15 protein-coding genes and 1 tRNA gene are annotated in these 16730 nt (G+C 62.9%); 4 read left to right on the plus strand and 12 right to left on the minus strand.

Annotated features, from left to right (window positions below; genetic code table 11):
- Window positions 1-229: 229 nt before the first annotated feature.
- The 8 genes from dacB to lysA form a co-directional block, all read right to left on the minus strand.
- Window positions 230-1468 carry a D-alanyl-D-alanine carboxypeptidase/D-alanyl-D-alanine-endopeptidase gene (gene dacB, locus ACGYLY_RS00465; protein ID WP_395283585.1) on the minus strand — a complete coding sequence of 413 codons (1239 nt, stop codon included), beginning with the start codon at window positions 1466-1468 and terminating at the stop codon, window positions 230-232.
- A 5-nt stretch (window positions 1469-1473) separates the two neighbouring features.
- The gene (locus ACGYLY_RS00470) at window positions 1474-2757 is read right to left on the minus strand and encodes an ABC transporter ATP-binding protein (RefSeq protein ID WP_395283586.1); all 1284 of its coding nucleotides are present in this window, start codon (window positions 2755-2757) and stop codon (window positions 1474-1476) included.
- Window positions 2754-3773: an ABC transporter ATP-binding protein gene (locus ACGYLY_RS00475; protein ID WP_395283587.1), complete on the minus strand. Its 1020-nt coding sequence runs from the start codon at window positions 3771-3773 to the stop codon at window positions 2754-2756. The genes ACGYLY_RS00470 and ACGYLY_RS00475 overlap by 4 nt, the downstream gene beginning before the upstream one ends.
- The gene (locus ACGYLY_RS00480) at window positions 3770-4831 is read right to left on the minus strand and encodes an ABC transporter permease (RefSeq protein ID WP_395283588.1); all 1062 of its coding nucleotides are present in this window, start codon (window positions 4829-4831) and stop codon (window positions 3770-3772) included. Before ACGYLY_RS00480 ends, ACGYLY_RS00475 begins: the two co-directional genes overlap by 4 nt.
- Window position 4832: 1 nt before the next feature.
- A complete protein-coding gene (locus tag ACGYLY_RS00485; protein WP_395283589.1) occupies window positions 4833-5783 on the minus strand; it encodes an ABC transporter permease in 951 nt (316 codons plus the stop codon).
- Window positions 5784-5811: 28 nt separating this feature from the next.
- Window positions 5812-7530, minus strand: coding sequence for an ABC transporter substrate-binding protein (locus ACGYLY_RS00490; protein WP_395283590.1), 1719 nt, complete (start codon window positions 7528-7530; stop codon window positions 5812-5814).
- An 89-nt stretch (window positions 7531-7619) separates the two neighbouring features.
- Window positions 7620-8102 carry a hypothetical protein gene (locus ACGYLY_RS00495; RefSeq protein WP_395283591.1) on the minus strand — a complete coding sequence of 161 codons (483 nt, stop codon included), beginning with the start codon at window positions 8100-8102 and terminating at the stop codon, window positions 7620-7622.
- 78 nt (window positions 8103-8180) lie between these two features.
- Entirely contained in the window at window positions 8181-9461 is a 1281-nt protein-coding gene (lysA, locus tag ACGYLY_RS00500; protein ID WP_395283592.1) for a diaminopimelate decarboxylase, read from the minus strand.
- Window positions 9462-9615: 154 nt separating this feature from the next.
- On the opposite strand from lysA, the gene ACGYLY_RS00505 reads away from it, so the two are divergent.
- Window positions 9616-10509 carry a serine hydrolase gene (locus ACGYLY_RS00505; protein ID WP_395283593.1) on the plus strand — a complete coding sequence of 298 codons (894 nt, stop codon included), beginning with the start codon at window positions 9616-9618 and terminating at the stop codon, window positions 10507-10509.
- On the opposite strand, the gene ACGYLY_RS00510 is transcribed toward ACGYLY_RS00505, so the two are convergent.
- Together ACGYLY_RS00510 and ACGYLY_RS00515 are read right to left on the minus strand one after the other, a co-directional pair.
- Window positions 10502-11491: a C40 family peptidase gene (locus tag ACGYLY_RS00510; protein WP_395283594.1), complete on the minus strand. Its 990-nt coding sequence runs from the start codon at window positions 11489-11491 to the stop codon at window positions 10502-10504. The two genes, ACGYLY_RS00505 and ACGYLY_RS00510, sit on opposite strands and share 8 nt — an antisense overlap.
- Before the next feature lie 107 nt (window positions 11492-11598).
- Window positions 11599-12006, minus strand: a complete 408-nt coding sequence (locus ACGYLY_RS00515; protein WP_395284180.1) for a desampylase — start codon at window positions 12004-12006, stop codon at window positions 11599-11601.
- A gap of 88 nt (window positions 12007-12094) precedes the next feature.
- Between ACGYLY_RS00515 and ACGYLY_RS00520 the strand changes: the two genes are divergently transcribed.
- A tRNA-Leu gene (locus ACGYLY_RS00520) sits at window positions 12095-12179 on the plus strand.
- 376 nt (window positions 12180-12555) lie between these two features.
- Here the strand turns inward: ACGYLY_RS00520 and ACGYLY_RS00525 are convergent.
- Window positions 12556-12984: a hypothetical protein gene (locus ACGYLY_RS00525; RefSeq protein ID WP_395283595.1), complete on the minus strand. Its 429-nt coding sequence runs from the start codon at window positions 12982-12984 to the stop codon at window positions 12556-12558.
- 6 nt (window positions 12985-12990) lie between these two features.
- Window positions 12991-13506, minus strand: coding sequence for a hypothetical protein (locus tag ACGYLY_RS00530; RefSeq protein WP_395283596.1), 516 nt, complete (start codon window positions 13504-13506; stop codon window positions 12991-12993).
- 173 nt (window positions 13507-13679) lie between these two features.
- Here ACGYLY_RS00530 and ACGYLY_RS00535 point away from each other — a divergent pair, with 173 nt between their 5' ends.
- Window positions 13680-14603 (plus strand): HalOD1 output domain-containing protein, encoded by a 924-nt coding sequence (locus tag ACGYLY_RS00535; RefSeq protein WP_395283597.1) that lies wholly within the window; start codon window positions 13680-13682, stop codon window positions 14601-14603.
- Window positions 14604-14615: 12 nt separating this feature from the next.
- Window positions 14616-16724, plus strand: a complete 2109-nt coding sequence (locus tag ACGYLY_RS00540) for a hypothetical protein (RefSeq protein ID WP_395283598.1) — start codon at window positions 14616-14618, stop codon at window positions 16722-16724.
- Window positions 16725-16730 lie beyond the last annotated feature (6 nt).

Below are 16730 nucleotides of genomic sequence, written 5' to 3' on the forward strand. Positions count from 1 at the left end.
CGCATCGACGATGGTCGACGCTTCTCTCCCGTGCCGATCGTGTGGGTCCGCGAGCGCGTGACTCGTGACCGTTTGCTCCTCCCCGTGACACCTCCACGGGCGCGACGAGAACAACATCGAGCAACGGAATAGCACTCGAACCAACCGCTCGACGGCTCTCTCTCCGATGGATTCGAGGGATCGGTCCATGGAGCGAACTGCTCCCGTTTTCGTTGAAAAACCTTTGCGCTCAGTCGGCCAGTTCCGACACGAACGCGTCGATTCGCTCCCGCGCCCGCTCCTCGTCGTCGCCGACCAGTCCGCCGAGGAGGACGGAGAACACGACGTCGGTTCCGTCCTCCCTGTGGACGATTCCCGAGAGCGTCCTGCTGCCGGTGAGCGTCCCGGTCTTCGCCCGAACACCCGGAACGTTGGCGAACCGTTCCGCCAGCGTTCCCTCGCCGGACGCGGGAAGCGAGCCGAAAAACGTCTCGGACCACGGCCGTTCTCCGACCCATTCGAGCGTCCGCACCAGCCCCCGCGCCGAAATCAGGTTGTAGCGTGAGAGGCCGGACCCGTCCCTGATTCGGACGGGTCCCGCATCGCGGGCGTTGAGGAAGTCACCGACGACGCGTTCCCACGCGTCCCACGAGCCATCGCCGCGGACCTCGCGGGCGACGGTTCGGGCCAGTTGCTCCGCGAGGAAGTTGTCCGAGGGGACGTTCATCTCGCGGACCAGTTCGGCGACGGGCGGGGATTTCACCGTCGTGACCGTCTCGCCCGGTTCGCTCTCGTCCGTGACGCGAACGCCGCCGGTGTGGTTCACGCCCTTCGCTTCGAGCGCGTCACGGAACGCGAGCAGACAGTGACGAACGGGGTCGCCGACCGGGGCGATTTCGGTGTGGGGTTCTTCGGGGGGCTTTCCTTCCACTCGAATCGTATTCTCGGGACAGTCGCGGAACACCTGCAACTCTTCTGCGGTTTCGTCGAATTCCGTGCGGAGTTCGATAACGTCGGTGTCCGGCGTAACCTCGACGTCGGTGCCGGACACCGTTACCGAAACCGTGTTTCCCACGAGTGCCAGCGCGGTGCTCTCCGCACCGTAGCCGTGCCGTCCGTCCTCCCACGTCCAGCCCGGTCCGCGCATCTGGCCGTCGAACCACCCCGTCTCCGCGATGATGTCGCTCACACCGTCGATTCCGGCGTCCCGAACGGATTCGGCGAGTTGCGACAGGTCCGTCGTCGACAGTGACGGGTTCCCTCGTCCCGACAGCACGAGCGAATCTCCCGCCCGCGAGACGCGCGTCTCGAGGCGATAGTCCGGGCCGAGATGGTGGAGCGCGAGGGCGGCGGTGAGCAGTTTCGTGTTCGACGCGGGCGGGAGCGGCACGTCCGGGTTCTGTGCCGCGATGACGGACCCGCCGAGCTCGCGGGCCAGTACGCTCGTGGCGAACGAATCCGAGTCGAGGATGGAAACGTCGGAGTCCATTCCGCTTACCACGTGAACGGTTCCCGTTCGTCGGCGTCGAGGTGGCAAGCCGAGCGCTGTCCGTCGGCGACCGATTCGAGTTCCGGCACGTCGGTTTCACACGGGGATTGGTACGCTTCGAGCGCTTCCCGTGCGCCGTTCCAATCTCCGCTCGAAGCGGCCGCGACGGCTTTTTCGACCGTCTCGTCGACCGCAACCGGGAGGCTGTCGGTGAAGTAGCCCGACCGAACGGCGGCGGGTTCGGCGTCCGTTTTGAGGGACGCCGCTCGGACGTCCTCCTTGAGGTCCATATATTCGCGGTACGCCTCGCGTGTGAACGGGTCGGGGACGATGACGTTCGGACACCGGGTATGGAACTTGCAGCCCGACGGCGGGTCGCTGGGACTCGGTACGTCGCCGACGAGTTTCGATTCCACGCCGCGGGTGTCGGGGTCGGGGTTCGGGACGGCATCGAGGAGCGCACGGGTGTAGGGATGGTGCGGTTCGGTGAAGATGCGCTCGGCCGGACCCGTCTCCACGAAGTCGCCGAGGTACATGACCGCCACGCGGTCGGCGACGTTTCTGACGACGCTCAAGTCGTGTGTGATGAACAGGTACGTCAGGTCGTACTCGTCCTGTATGTCCTGCATGAGCGAGAGAATCTGTGCCTGCACGCTCATGTCCAACCCGCTCACGGGTTCGTCGGCGACAACGAGGTCCGGGTTGATCGAGAGCGCCCGTGCCAGATTGATGCGCTGGCGTTGCCCGCCCGAGAACTCGTGCGGATAGCGTCCGTAGTGTTCCTCCTTCAACCCGACCTGTCCGAGCAGTTCGACGACGCGCTCCTGTCGCCGCTCTTCGTCCCATCCGGCCGCTTCGAGCGGGTCCGCGATGATGGTTCCCACCTTACGGCGCGGATTGAGGCTCGATTGCGGGTCCTGAAACACCATCTGGGCGTTCCGGCGGAACGTCCGTTCCGCGTCCGAATCGAACGTCGTCGTCCGAACCCCGTGGAACTCCACCGCTCCGCCGGTCGGTTCCGTCAACCCGAGGAGGGTTCGGGCGAGCGTCGATTTACCACACCCCGACTCGCCGACGACGCCGAGCGTTTCGCCGGGTTGCAGGTCGAAGCTCACGCCGTCGACCGCTCTGACCTGCTTGTCGTCCAGCGTCAGCGGAAAGCCGCCGTCGGCGTTCCACCGGAGCGAACTGATGAACCCGGTGTTCACCGGGAAGTGTTTCGTCAGGTTCTCCACCCTGAGGAGCGGTTCGGTCTGCTCTTCCGGAGGCCGCGTCGCCTGTTGACTCATGGTTTTCCTCGTTTCGCTCGTTCGTGCAGTCGCGGTACCTCACCGCCGTACTCCTCCTCGTAGAGGATGCACGCCGCATCGTGGTTCGGTCCCACGTCGAGTCGCGGCGGTTCGATTCTCGAACAGTCCTCGACCGCCACGGGACACCGCGTGCGGAATCGACACCCCGACGGCGGGTCGATGGCGCTCGGCATCGTCCCCTCGATGGGGTCGAGGTTCTCCACGCGTTCGTCCGGTCGGACGACCGACCGCAGCAGCGACTGCGTGTACGGGTGTTTCGGGTCGCGATACAGTTCCTCGTAGGGTGCCTGCTCGACCACTTTCCCGAGGTACATCACGGCCACCCGGTCGCACGTCTCGCGGACGACCCCGAGGTCGTGGGTGACGTAGACGACTGCGGTGTCGTACTTCTCCTGAATCTCGTCGAAGAGGTCGAGGATTTGGGCCTGAATCGTCACGTCGAGCGCCGTCGTCGGTTCGTCCGCGATGATGAGCTTCGGGTTACACGACAGCGCCATGGCGATGAGGACGCGCTGGCGCATCCCCCCCGAGAACTCGTGCGGGTACTGGTCCACCCGCTGTTCCGGGTCCGGGATTCCCACGTCGTCCAGCAGCTCGATGGCTCGCCGGTAGGCTTCCTTTTCGGTGGCGTCGGTGTGGTACTCGACGATTTCGGCGATCTGGTTCCCGACGGTGAAGACGGGGTTCAGCGCCGTCATCGGGTCCTGAAAGACGAACGAGATTTCGCTCCCGCGGACCTCCCGCCGGAGTTCTCGCTCGGAACACTCGGTCAAGTCGCGCCCGTCGAACCGAACCGAGCCGTCGACCACTTTTCCGGGCGAGTTGACGAGGCCGAGCAGGCTCTTCACCGTGACGCTCTTTCCGGCCCCGCTCTCGCCGACCAGACCGAGCGTCTCGCCCCTATCGACCTCGAAGCTCACGCCGTCAACCGCCTGCACGATGCCGCTCTCGGTGTAGAAGTACGTCCGTAGGTTCTCGACTTCGAGGAGGCTCATCGCTTTCCTCCGTCTTCGTCGGGTCGTTTATGCGCGGTCGTTCCGCCGTCCGTCGCCGCGCCGTCAGTCACCGCGTCGGGTTCCTCTCTCTGTCGATCGTCGCCGGGCAGGAAGTCGTCGCCGAGTTCGTCCCAGTCGGGTTTCCACAGCGTTGTCCGCGGGTCCATCGCGTCGCGGAGGCCGTCGCCGAGCATGTTGAACCCCATCACGGTGAGGAATATCATCAGGCCGGGGAACACGGCGGCCCACGGCGCGATGATCATGGATTGCTGTGCATCGTTCAACATTCGTCCCCACGAGGCCGTGGGCGGCTGGACGCCGAACCCGAGGAACGACAGCGCCGCCGCGCCGATAATGACGCCGCCCATCGAGAGCGTCGCCTGAACGATAACTGCGGTCAGTCCGTTCGGAACGATTTCGCGGAACAGGATGGTCCGGGTCGGGAGTCCGGCGGCGCGCGCCGCTTCGACGTACTCCGCCTCCCGAAGGGAGAGGACTTCCGAACGCATCACGCGGGCGTACGCCGGAATGCCGATGACCCCGTAGGCGAGAAAGAGGTTGTACACGCTCGGTCCCATGATGGCCATTAGCGTCATTGCGAGGATGAGGCCGGGAATCGAGTACAACACCTCCAGCGTTCGCATGATGACGTCGTCGACTCTGCCCCCGAAGTAGGCCGCCGTCGCGCCGCAGGCGACGCCGCCGAGGAAGCTGATTCCGACGGCGATGACGCCGATGGCGAGCGCGATTCTGCTCCCGTAGATAACCCGCGACAGCACGTCACGCCCGAAATTGTCGGTCCCCATGGGGTGAGAAAGCGACGGTGCCGAGTAGGCGTTCATCGTGTCCATCTGGTGTGGGTCCGCGTGGATGGCGGTGATGAGCTGTTTGTCGAACACTACGAGGTCGATGGTCGAAAAGACGGCCAGCACGACGAGGATGCCGACCATGATTCCTCCGGCGACGGCTGTCGGACTGTGTCGTAGCTCTCGAATCGTCCCTCGTAGGCGACTCTCCGTGTCGATTTCGGCTTCCGTAATTGGTTGATTCGTACTCATATCAGTCGTATCTGATTCGCGGGTCGATGTATGCGTAGGCCAAATCCGTCAACAGGACACCCATCAGGAACAGGAACGCGAATATCAGGGTGAGGCCCATGATGACGCCGTAATCGTTGTGCGTCATGCCGTTGAAGAACAACCGGCCGATGCCCGGAATGGCGAAGATTTTCTCGGCGATGACGCTCCCGTCCAACAGGAACGACAACTGCAGTCCGATGATGGTCACGAGCGGCAACAGGGCGTTCCTGAAGGCGTGTTTGAGCAGGATTCGCCGCTCGGGAAGTCCGTAGGCGCGTGCCGTTTGGACGTAATCCTGTGATAGCTCCTCGACCATGCTCGAACGCGTCATCCGCATCAGCGTCGCCGTCTGTGCCGTCGCGAGCGTGATGACGGGCATGATGAGTCGCTTCACGGACTCGACCGGGTCTTGGGCGAACGGGACGTATCCGGACGCCGGGAGCCACTGCAGTTCGTAGGCGAGGAGGAAGATAAGCATCAGCCCAAGCCAGAAGTTCGGCGTCGAGAGTCCGGCCAATCCCAAGAAGCGCGAGACGTGGTCGCCGAGTTCGTTGTGCCGCGAGGCGGCGTAGATGCCGAGCAGGAGCGAAATCGGCAACGCGATGACGTAGGACAGGCCCATCAGCGTCAGCGTGGGGGCGATGCGCTCCATCATCAGGTCGGTGACGGGTCGTTTTCGCATGAACGACGTGCCGAGGTTGCCGTGCAGGATTCGCCCGAGGTAATCGAGGTACTGTTGCCACAGCGGTCGGTCGAAGCCATACTGGTGGATGAGTTGATCCGCGAGCTCCTTGCTCGGGTTCAGCCCGAGATAGATGCGAACCGGATTGCTCGGAAGGTTGTGCATCATGATGAACGTCAGCGTGAAAACCCCCAGCAGGACCGGTATCATTTGAAGGAGCCGCCGGGCGGTGTATCGATACATGCTCATGATTTCGTGTACGGAAAGGGGTGGGGAGTTACTTGCTCAGCGAGGCATTCGACCACTCGTTACACAGCGGCTGTGAGACGAACGCGGTCGGCTCGTAGTCGTTCACCTTCTTGCTCCACGCGGTGGCGGACTGCTCCGAATAGACCGGGATGTGCGGGTACTCGGACATGAACGTCTCCGCGGCGTCGATGTACAGCTGTCGGCGCTCGTCGCGGCTCTGGAGTTCCCGCGCTTTGCGGATCTTCTCGTCGGCTTTCTGGAGCTTCTCGCTGTTCGGATACGCTTCGTACAGCATTCCGGCGGACGCGTTGCCGACGTAGTCGTCCGGGACCGGGCTGTCGTCGTTGCGCGGGTTGCGGAACAGGTAGTAGTAGAACCCGTCCGGGTCCTGCCCTCCCGACCAACCGTAGAATGTGACGTCGTACTCGCCCGTGTCGAGTTGGTCGAGCCACTCGCCGATGGACACTTCCTGCACCTCGGCGTTGATACCCACCTTGTCCATCTCGTTCTGGAGCATGATGGCCATGTTCTTGAACTTCCCAGAGGTGTGCGTGGACATCTTCACGTCGAAGCCGCCGCCGTAGCCCGCCTCATTTAGGAGCTGTTTCGCCTTGTCGTGGTCCTTCGCCGGGTAGTACTTCTCCTTCCATTCCTTCCACGGGAAGTCCCACGCCTCGTTGACCTCCTTCGGCATGAAGCCGTAGACGCGCTTGCCGAGTTCGCCCTTGGTCACTTTCAGCATCTCGTCGTAATCGACGAGGTATTGCATCGCCTCCCGCACCTTCCGGTTCCCGAACGGCTCGTGTTTCGCGTTGAAGATGAGGCCGTTGTAATCGAACTGCGAGATGCGCTTCATCTGGATGTTGTTCTGGTTCTGTGCCTTGCCGAGCAGATCCTTCGGGACTCCCGCCTGGTGGACGTTGCCCGTCGCCAACTCGACGAACTGCACCGACGCCTTGGGGATGATGCGGTATTTGAGCCCTTTCAGGTTCGGCGCTTCGAGGAAGTACTCATCGTGCCGTTCGAGGGTGAGATCGGACCCCGACTGCCAGTCCTTGAGTTTGAACGGTCCGCTCCCGACGGGTTTCTGGGCGAACTTCTTTTGGCCCATCTTCTCGGCGGCCTTCTTCGGGACGATGGCGGCGTTCATGCCCGCCAGCGTCAACTCGAACAGCGCGTAGGGGTGTTTGAGGTTGAACGTCACCTCGTACTCCCCGGACTTCTCGACGCTCTCGATAAACGCGAGGTTCTCCTGATTCGTGGACTTGTTGTCCGGGTTGAGTACCCAGCTAAACGAGTACTCCACGTCGTCCGCCGTGAGTTCGTTTCCGTTGTGGAACTTGACGCCCTGGCGAATCGGGACGGTGTAGGTCGTCTCGTCCTGCTTTTTCGGCTTCTCCTTTGCGAGATGCGGGACGACTTCGCTCCCGTCGGGTTTGACAGCCAAGAGCGCGTCGAAGAGGTAATTCAACATCCCGTTCGCCCACGCGAGTTCGTTCATCCGCGGGTCGAGGGTCGTCGCGTCCTCGGGAGCGGTGTTGACGAACGTTCCGCCCTTCTTCGCATTGTCGTTGCCACCATCGTCTCCACCGGTGTCCGTGTTGTCGGAGTCGGTCGTTCCTGCTCCACCGGGGTTGTCACCGGTCGTACTTTTCCCACCGCAGCCGGCGAGTGTCGTCGCACCGCCGAGCGCGCTGACCGTCAAAAATCGACGTCTGTTCAACGAGGGTTCGTATTTGTCTGTCATAGTATCGGTCGTCGGGACAAAAGCCCCGGTTCGTGATACCTAATAGCAAAGATGGACGTGGCATATAACGCCGCCCTCTCATACTAGGGTCAACGGGAGACGACAGTTACCTGCACGCTATCGCGCACATTTTGATATTCGTAATCCGTCGCAAGAAACGCCGTGAGCGTGTGTGTTCCGGGTTTCGGTTTCCACACGTCGCCGTCGGTTCCGGAGCGACGGACCTGTCCGTCCCACGTCCCTTCGAACAGTCTGACACCGCGGCGTCGAAACGGGACCGTCCGCGGCGTCTCCGGCGGTTCAAACCCCCGTTCGTCGGCCTCCGGGATTCCGTCCACCGACCAGCCCCAGAGTTTCGCTCCCGGTACTCGAACGCTCAACGGCACCGGAAAGCGGTTCTCTATCCTGAACAGGAACCTGCTCGGTTCGCCGACGACGATTTCTCGTGGTGCACGGAGTTCGACGGAGAGACACCGGAGCGCGATCCGATTCGGGATCACCCCGGCGAGGAACCCTCCCGACTCCTCGATGCCGCCCGCCGGGTCGGGCGACAGCGTCCCTGACGGTTTCATGGCTTCGTCACGGTCCCCGCCACGCAAAGGTCTTTCTCACGGCGTTCGCCGTTCGAAATGTCTTTCTCCCAGCACATCTCACGGGCGCGTCGGTTCGTTCAACGATTCGGGAACGATGTCCTTCCCGAGCACGTCGTCGCACGACTCACGAGCCCTGATGAGGTCGTACGCGCCGTCGCTCCGAACCAGCACGACCGGGGGTTTGGGTTCGGCGTTCGTGTGACTCGCACTTCCGAGCGAGTACGCGCCGATGCGGTCCACCGCGACCACGTCGCCGGGTCCGAGTTCGGGAAGCGGAACGTCCTCGCTCACCACGTCGCCGGTGTAACAGAGCGGCCCCGCGACGTGGTACGTCCGCGTCGGTTCGCGGTCCTTCACCGCGTAGACGGGATACGGCCAGTACGACGACACCGCGTTCGTGCCCCCATCGAGCACGGCGAAATCGGCGTAGGGCGTCTCCTTGACGACGCCGACCGTTCCCAGAAAGGTCCCGGCGTTACCGACGAGACGCCGTCCCGGTTCGACGAACAGACGCGGTTCGGCGAGGTCGTATTCCGCACACGTTTCCCGAACCGTCTCGGCCATGTGCGCCACGATGGTTTCCGTGTCCGGGACCGCCTCGTCGTAGGGGACGGGGAACCCGCCGCCGAGGTCGAGGATCTCGATTTCGACGTCGAGTTCGTCCCGCACGTCCGCCGCGAAGCCGAGCATCTCGCGGGCCGCGACGCCGTAGGGTTCGACGCCGCGAATCTGACTGCCGACGTGTAACTGGACGCCGGCGAGCGAGACGGCGTCGGATTCGACGGCCTGCCGCGCGACCGCCATCGCTCGTCCGCTCTCGATCTCGAGGCCGAACTTGCTCTCGCGGGTCGCCGTCGCTACCTCCGGGTGAGTCGGCACTTCCATCGCGGGGTTGCCGCGAATCAACACGTCGGGAACGGTTTCGGTCGCCTCCGCGGCCACGATTATCTTCTCCAGCTCCGTCGCGTTGTCCACGAGGAGGTGGGAAACGCCCCAGTCGAGCGCCCGCTCAATGTCCTCTGGCGCTCGGTTCATCCCGGTGAGAAGCACGTCCTCGGCCTCGAACCCGGCGCGTTGCGTGGCGGTCAGTTCGCAGCGAGCGTAGGCTTCCGCCTTGCACCCCGCGTCCCGAAGCACCGAGAGGATGCCGAGGTTGTAGTTCGCCTTCACGGCGAAGTGAACCTCGGAGTCGGGGTAGTGTTCGTCCAACACGCTCCGCAGCGTCCCGTAGTTCGTGCGCAGGTCCTCCTCGAAAAAGACGTACAGCGGCGACCCGAACGACGACACGAGGTCGTCGGCGTGTCTGCGCAATCGCTCTTTCCGGTCCCTGAGTTCCATGTCCGAACTTCCCGCAAAGGGCCGATAACGGTTGACCCTCCCATGCTAGGTCGAATTCTGACTCGATTTCTCCGAAATCTCCCCGACACGAAACTATTTGTAGGAACGAGAAACCAGTGTGTCGCTATGGCCACGAAACCGGAGCCGATGACCGATGCGTCCTGAGACGCCGGCGATCGACACGCGCGACGAACTGTCGGCCGTCATCGCGGAGTACGGCGAAACCGTCGACGGTCGCCTCGGCGTCTTTCTCGGATTTCCGTCCGGCCCGGACGAGTTCGATATCGTCTGTTCCCGCGACGAAACGCGCGTCTTCCAGAGCGCGAGTACCGTCAAACTCCCCGTCCTCTACGCCCTCTACGAGCAGTACGATACCGAGGATCGACTCGCGGAACTCGACCGGCCCTGTCCGCTCTCACCCGAAAATCGCGTCGGCGGAAGCGGGTTGTTGCACCTCCTCGACGCCACGCCGACGGTCGAGGACCTCGCGAGAGCGATGATCTCGGTGAGCGACAACGCCGCGACGAACCAGCTCATTGACCGTCTCGAAATGGCGACGATAAACGACGCCGCGGCCCGTCTCGGCATGGACCGAACCCGCCTCGCACGAAAGATGATGACGACGCTCGAAGAGACGGAGTGCGAGGAATCCGACGTGCACGTCCCCACGGACGAACCGACGAACGCGACGACTCCCCTCGATTGTGCGCGGTTCTTCGCGGACCTCGTGTGCGAAAGGACGCTCTCTCCCGCCGCCTACGAACGGATGACCGTTCCGCTCGCCGAACAGAAGGACACGTCGATGGTGCCGCGCTATCTCCCCTACGAAACCGACGTCGCGCACAAAACCGGGCGGCTTCCGACCGCGGCGCTCGATGCCGGATTCCTGTCGGTTCCGAGTCGGAACCGACCGCTCGTCTTCTCCATCTTCGTCGACGAGGTTGGCGACACTGAGTCCGAAGAAAGGCGAGCGACCCCCGACACGGGTGCCGACGCGGCGGACGCCGTCGCCGAAATCGGCGACGCGGTGTTCTCGTGGCTCAGATGAGGCGTCGTGCGAGTTCGAACGTCTCGTCCAAATCGGCGATGTAGGCGTCGCTTTCCGGGTCGAGACTGTTGATGACGACGGCTTCAGCACTGCCGTAGGCGTGGACGTACTCGTCACCGCCGAAGCTAATGGCGACGTGTCCGGGGAAAAAGAGCAAGTCGCCCGGACGGAGTTCGTCGCGTTCGACCGATTCGCCCATGACCCGCTGTTGGTCCGCGTCGCGCGGAAGGACGAAGCCGTTGACCCGGTAGGAAATCCACGCCAATCCCGAGCAGTCGATTCCCTCCCTCGTCATGCCGCCCCAGTCGTACTCCGTGCCGAGGAACGTCCGTGCGACTTCGACGACGTCTTCCCCGGTTGGGTTCCTGGGTGTCCGCTGAACCACCTCGTTCGGTGAGACCTCTTCTCCGGTTCGGAAGACGGCAGTCGATTCGCTTTCGCCGTCGATTCGGCAGGGAGTTCCAGCGTACACAGTCTCTCCGCCGGTCGTCGTCGTATCGCGGGCGACGACGGCGTTCATGTCTTGGACTTGCACTTCGCCGAGGGCGCTCCCATCGACCCAACCGAGATAGCCGTCGGGCGTCGACACCCGCGCCCAGTCGCCGTCGTGGTCGAAGACGGCGACTCGCGCGCCGTACAAAACCTGTGTCACCTGCTCCGCGTCGTCGTCCGCGTCCCCCAGAACCGGGACGACGGACCGCGTGACGGTCCCCTCCGTTCGAAGCGGTTCGAGAACGGTGAGTTCACCGCTCGTCGTTTGTCCCGTCGCGCGGGCAACCTCCTCGCGCGCTTTCCGTTCGAGACGCGGCGTGAGAACCGTCCCGCGGAGTTCGATCCCGTCGCCGTTCGACTCGGGAGTCACGTCGAAGACGATCACCCGTGAATCGGGTGCGTGTCTCGTTTCACAGCGCTGTAGCGCCAGTTTCGCGCGATGGGTCGGGTCCGCTGGTTCGGTCCCGCCGATGGGTTCCGTCTCGTCCATGTCCCCTGTGTTCGAAGCGACGTGAAAAATCCACACCCTAGTTGGCTACCGTTCGGGTCGAACTCGGTCGGTCCCGGATTGTCGTTCGGTCCCTGTCGAATACTCGTCTACTCCAGCCGCACCACTTCCGATTCGAATCGCTCTCCGGTCCACCGCCACGACCCGACGAACGGGTGTGACCCGTTCAGCGAGACGATGACGTACGAGTATCGGTCCCACGTCGCGTCCGCGGCGTCGGTTTCGCTGGGTTCGTCCGGCCCGATCGGATGGGAGTGATAGAAGCCGACGACTTCACGGCCGTCTTCCTCGATTCGGTCCATGACCGCGAGTTGCTCCTCCGGGTCGATTTCGTAGTTCGTTCGCGTGTCCGCCGCGACGTTCTCCGCGTGAAACACCTCCTCGACGGCCGTGTGGTCGCCGCGAGTTCCGGCGAGGATGCCGCAGATTTCGTCGGGGCGACCTCGGCGCGCGCGACTGATGAGCGTATCGTACGCCTCGCGCGAGAGGGCGAGCATGGTCGTGGATTCGGTTCGAAGCCGTATAAGCGAGGAGGCCACCCCCAACCGAAACCCACTTGCAGGGGAAGCGGCAATCGACTGACGCGCGAGGGTTGCCAAGCTAGGCCAACGGCGGCGGGCTTAAGACCCGCTCGTGTAGACGTCCATGGGTTCGAATCCCATCCCTCGCATGAGTCGGCGCGACAGTCCGTCGCGCCGTGCGAATCGACCGGATGGGTTCGAATTAGACCGAGGTTCTGCGCTTCGCGCAGGTTTTCGGGCGTTGTTCGAATCCCATCCCCCGGACCCTCCAAAACGATCGGATTCTTAACTTGTTGCATAAAACGAAGATGGACGATACCGGAATGCGAAATGCTATCACGTCTGTCGGATACGTAGACCTGTCCTCATCTATAGTTGCTGACCATTCCAAGGTCCACTCATAAATTCCACACAAATAAGACCAATCAGACAAAATTATTGAACGATATTTACCTTTATTCCGAATAATCGTAACAATAATCACCCGGTACTGAAAATCGATGAATATCGACCCATGGTTTCGGTTCAGACGCGAACGTCGGTGCCCCGTGTACTCACCCTTTTACTCATCGCAGGGCTCCTCGTCGTCGGGAACGCTACACCCCTAACCGGGAGCGGCGGCGATTCGGCGCTCGCACTCGCGCCGACGACGAACTCGACTGCGACCAGTACGAACACGACCAACACGACCGTTACCGACACGACGCTCTCGACCACGACGACCGGGACGACCACAACTGGAACGACTACGGCGGGAACAACTACGACAACGACCGCCGGGACTACGACGACTGGGACGACCACCGAGACCACGACGACTGGAACGACCACAACGACGACGCAGCCGACGACGACAACCACGACCATTACAACTACTACCACTACGCCAACCACGACCATTACGTCAACCACAACGACCGCAACGACGACTACTACGCCAACCACGACGATCACGACGACTCAGCCGACGACGACCACGACAACCCCGCCGCCGACAACGACCGTTCCTCCGACTTCCACGACGACTTCTACATCCACGACGACCGCGACCTCGACGTCTACCACGCCACCGCCATCTACCACGACAACGCCGCCCACCACAACGCAACCATCTACCACGCAGTCCACGACAGCAACGCGAACGACCCGTGCATCGACGACCACCACGACGCCAGCGAGCACCACGACGGAGACGACCCGCGTATCGACCGAGACGGATTCCTCCACGGCGTCGGAGTCACTGACGGAAACGACCACCGTGACGACCGACACCGCACGCGAAACGACGCCGACGGAGACGACGACCGAGAACGGGACGACGAACGTGGTCTCCGCCCCGAACGGTTCGACGGCGAGTTCGAACACGTCGGAGAGCGCCGGAAACCTCGCTCCACCGAGCGGCGGTGGTGGGTCCGTGGGCTGGTCCGTCGGAGAGATTTTGGCTCTCCTCGTGGTTTGTGTCGGGTGTCTGCTCATCAGCGTTCCGTGGATGTTCTCCCGCGCATATGAATGGACAGAATGAATACCGATGGCGATTTCGTGGTTCGCTAATCGAGCGCGGGAGCCAACTAAATACCGCACGCTCGAACCCGATGTCAGATAAATGACGATGGGTTTTTCACTCTCGCTCACAGAAACTTAAAAAGTATATGAATGAGGATGGTTCCCCTGACACGCGCGACGTTCACCGCGTGCAACACGACCTCTCCAGCCCGCAGTCACTCAGTACGACGGTGACGGTGGCTGTTGCGGACGTGGCGGGTGTCGAACCGGCGGACATCCCCGAACAACTCTACGACGTCATCGACCCCGAGGCCCTCGATAAACTGTTCAACTCGCGCGACGACGGCACTCCACGGCGCGGGGGTCGACTCTCGTTTTCGCTCTACGGCCACCACGTGACCGTCCGCGGTGACGGGATGATAACCGTCCAACCCGGCCTCGCGCGGATCAAGCAACTCGGCGGCAATCTCCTCCTCGTCGGGTCCGTCCCCGACTCCGTCGTGGACGCCGCCAGCGTCCCGCTTCTCGGCGATTCGACCCGTAACCGGACCCGGCTCTTTGCGCTCCACGACCGCAGTATTTCCACCGTTCGCGACCGTCTCTCCTCGGCGGGTTCGGCCGGGTCGGACGCCCACATCGTCGACTTTCACTCCGGCGCTCGTTCCGCCGCCGACGGCACCGCGATGCGGAACGACCCGACCGTTCACTACGTGGACGGGGACATCGAGTCGTTCCGCGACGAAATCGCCGCCGCCATCGAGCGGCTCGATTCGGGGCGCGGCAGGTTCGAACCTGCGGAGCTTCGGTTCTGCTTCGACACGCTCCGCCCGTTGGTGGAAAACTACGACGAAGCCGAGGTCGACGCGTTTCTCGAAACCCTTTGCCACCACATCAAGGAGGTTTCCGGCATGGGTCATTACGTCCTTCCCATCGACCGGGACTCATCATACGTTCGCGCCATCGCACACCGATTCGACGCGATAATCGAACTCCGGGCGGGCGATAACGGCCCGGAGCAACGCTGGCATCTCCGCGAGACGAACCACACGACCGAGTGGTTCGACCTCTGAAACTCACAAACCATGAGTGACGTACCCGTTCCCGACACCGTCGGCCGAAGCGTGGAACCGCTTTTTCGCCCCCGAGAGGATCGGCCGGGACTGACCATCATCGACCCGCTCGACCGGAGCCTGTACGTCATCGGAACGTCCCGAAACGTGGACCCCCGTCCGGTTTCCGTCGATGGGTTCGACGCACCCGTCGGTGCCGTGGCGCGCGTTCGAACCGACAGAATCGAGTTCCCGTCCATGGTGTCGGCCTTCGTCCGCGACACGTCGGGCGAACTTATCGTCACCATCGACCACGAGACGGAAGCCACGATTCCGCCCGGCGAGTACTACATCGAACTGACGACGACTGTCAAGACGTACCTTCGCGTGGATTCCTCGCTCGATTTCGACGTCGGGGAGGACGAACTCACGCTCTCGTTCGGCGACGAAACGGCCGTCGAAATCGGCGCTCGCTCGGCTCACACCCGCCCGGCGGGGACGGTAACGACGACGACCGATCCGGAGGACGTGATGGCGGCGATCTCCTCGTTCGGCTCGGCGTTGAAGACGACCAGCCCTGAACGGTCGTTTCCCACCCTTCGCGGCCATCCCCCGACGGTCGAGTTCGGCGACGAACTGCACGTCCCGGACGAACTGTCGCCCCCCGAAACGGGCGTGACCATCGAAGTCCCGCCCGCGTTCGAATCCATCTTTCCCGTCGCCTCGCTCGCGTACTACCTCGGTGCGACGGTCGTCCCCGGAGACACACCCCGAATCGTCACGAATCAGGGGACTCACTCCCTTTCTCACCCGGAGCGCGGTTTCGAGGGGGAAGTGGCACGCGTGCTCAAACAGGCGCTGTTTTTCGACTGCGTCACCCGAACCGAAGGCCTGTATCGCATGGCGTTACACGAGCGACAGGCGGTCGAATCGCTCGTCGACCTCGACTTCGAAACCCTCTACGATGCGTCGATTTCCGACCGCTTGAACGCGTATCTCGACGTTCCCTTTTCGATTTTCGAGGGGGCGCTCCCCACATGGCGACTCTCGGTGCAAACGACCGCAGAGCCGGAGAACGTGGCCGAACTTCCGTACGTCATCCGGGACCTCCCGATAATCGACGTGGCGACGACGGATCGCGAGCGGAGTACGACGGTTATGTCAGCGACGGATATCGCGGCGTTCACCCGGTCGACGGGGGTGGACCGTCGATATCCGTCGGACCCCGTTCCCAACGAGGAGTACGTCGTTCCACCGAAGACGGAAACCCTCGAACACGCGTGGCTCGGCACGGGTGCACCGGTCAGCGGTAACAAGCTTCTCCAGTCCGGATTCGAACACCGCGTCGACCGCGACGGGTCGGCGGCCGACCCGCAAATCACCGTCGTCTGCAACGACCCGAAGATGCGAGCGGAGTATCGGGATACGCTGTACGGTCACGACGACCTGCCGTTCGACGTGACGGTCGATCAGGACTGTTCGACCGCGGAACTCCGGGACCATCTGCGCAAGCCGACGGACTTCTTCCACTACATCGGCCACGTCGAGAGCGAGGCGTTCGTCTGCCACGACGGCCTCCTCCACCCCGACGACGCGACGAACGTCAACGTCGATATGTTCCTGCTGAACGCGTGCCGCTCCTACGTACCCGGAAAGCGCCTCGTCGAAGCGGGCAGTATCGGGGGCATCGTCACCTACAGCGAAATCGGAAACGCCGGTGCGACGGTCATCGGCCGAACCATAGCCAGACTGCTCAACGCAGGGTTTCCACTCCGTTCGGCCCTCTCGATTGCGAAACAACGGCGACTCGTCGGAAACCAGTACGTCGCCGTCGGCGACGGCAGCGTCCAAGTCGTCCAGTCGGAGAGCGCGCCGCTGGTTTTCATGGTCGAATCGCTCGGGGACGACGAGTACGAACTCGGAGTCCGAACGTACTCGACGAACCGCCATTCCGTCGGTTCGTTCGCCGTTCCCTACATCGAGAACGAACGGATGGCCTACCTCCTCGGCGGCCGGTTGCCGACGTTCACCGTCTCCGGCGAGGAACTACAACGGTATCTGGGCTTCGAAGAGACGGCAGTCGTCTACGACGACGACCTGTACTGGACGCCGGAGATCGATGTCAAACGCGATTTCTCGTAACGCTCT

Origin of the sequence: Haladaptatus sp. CMAA 1909 (assembly GCF_043952005.1) — an archaeon.
GTDB lineage: Archaea > Halobacteriota > Halobacteria > Halobacteriales > Haladaptataceae > Haladaptatus.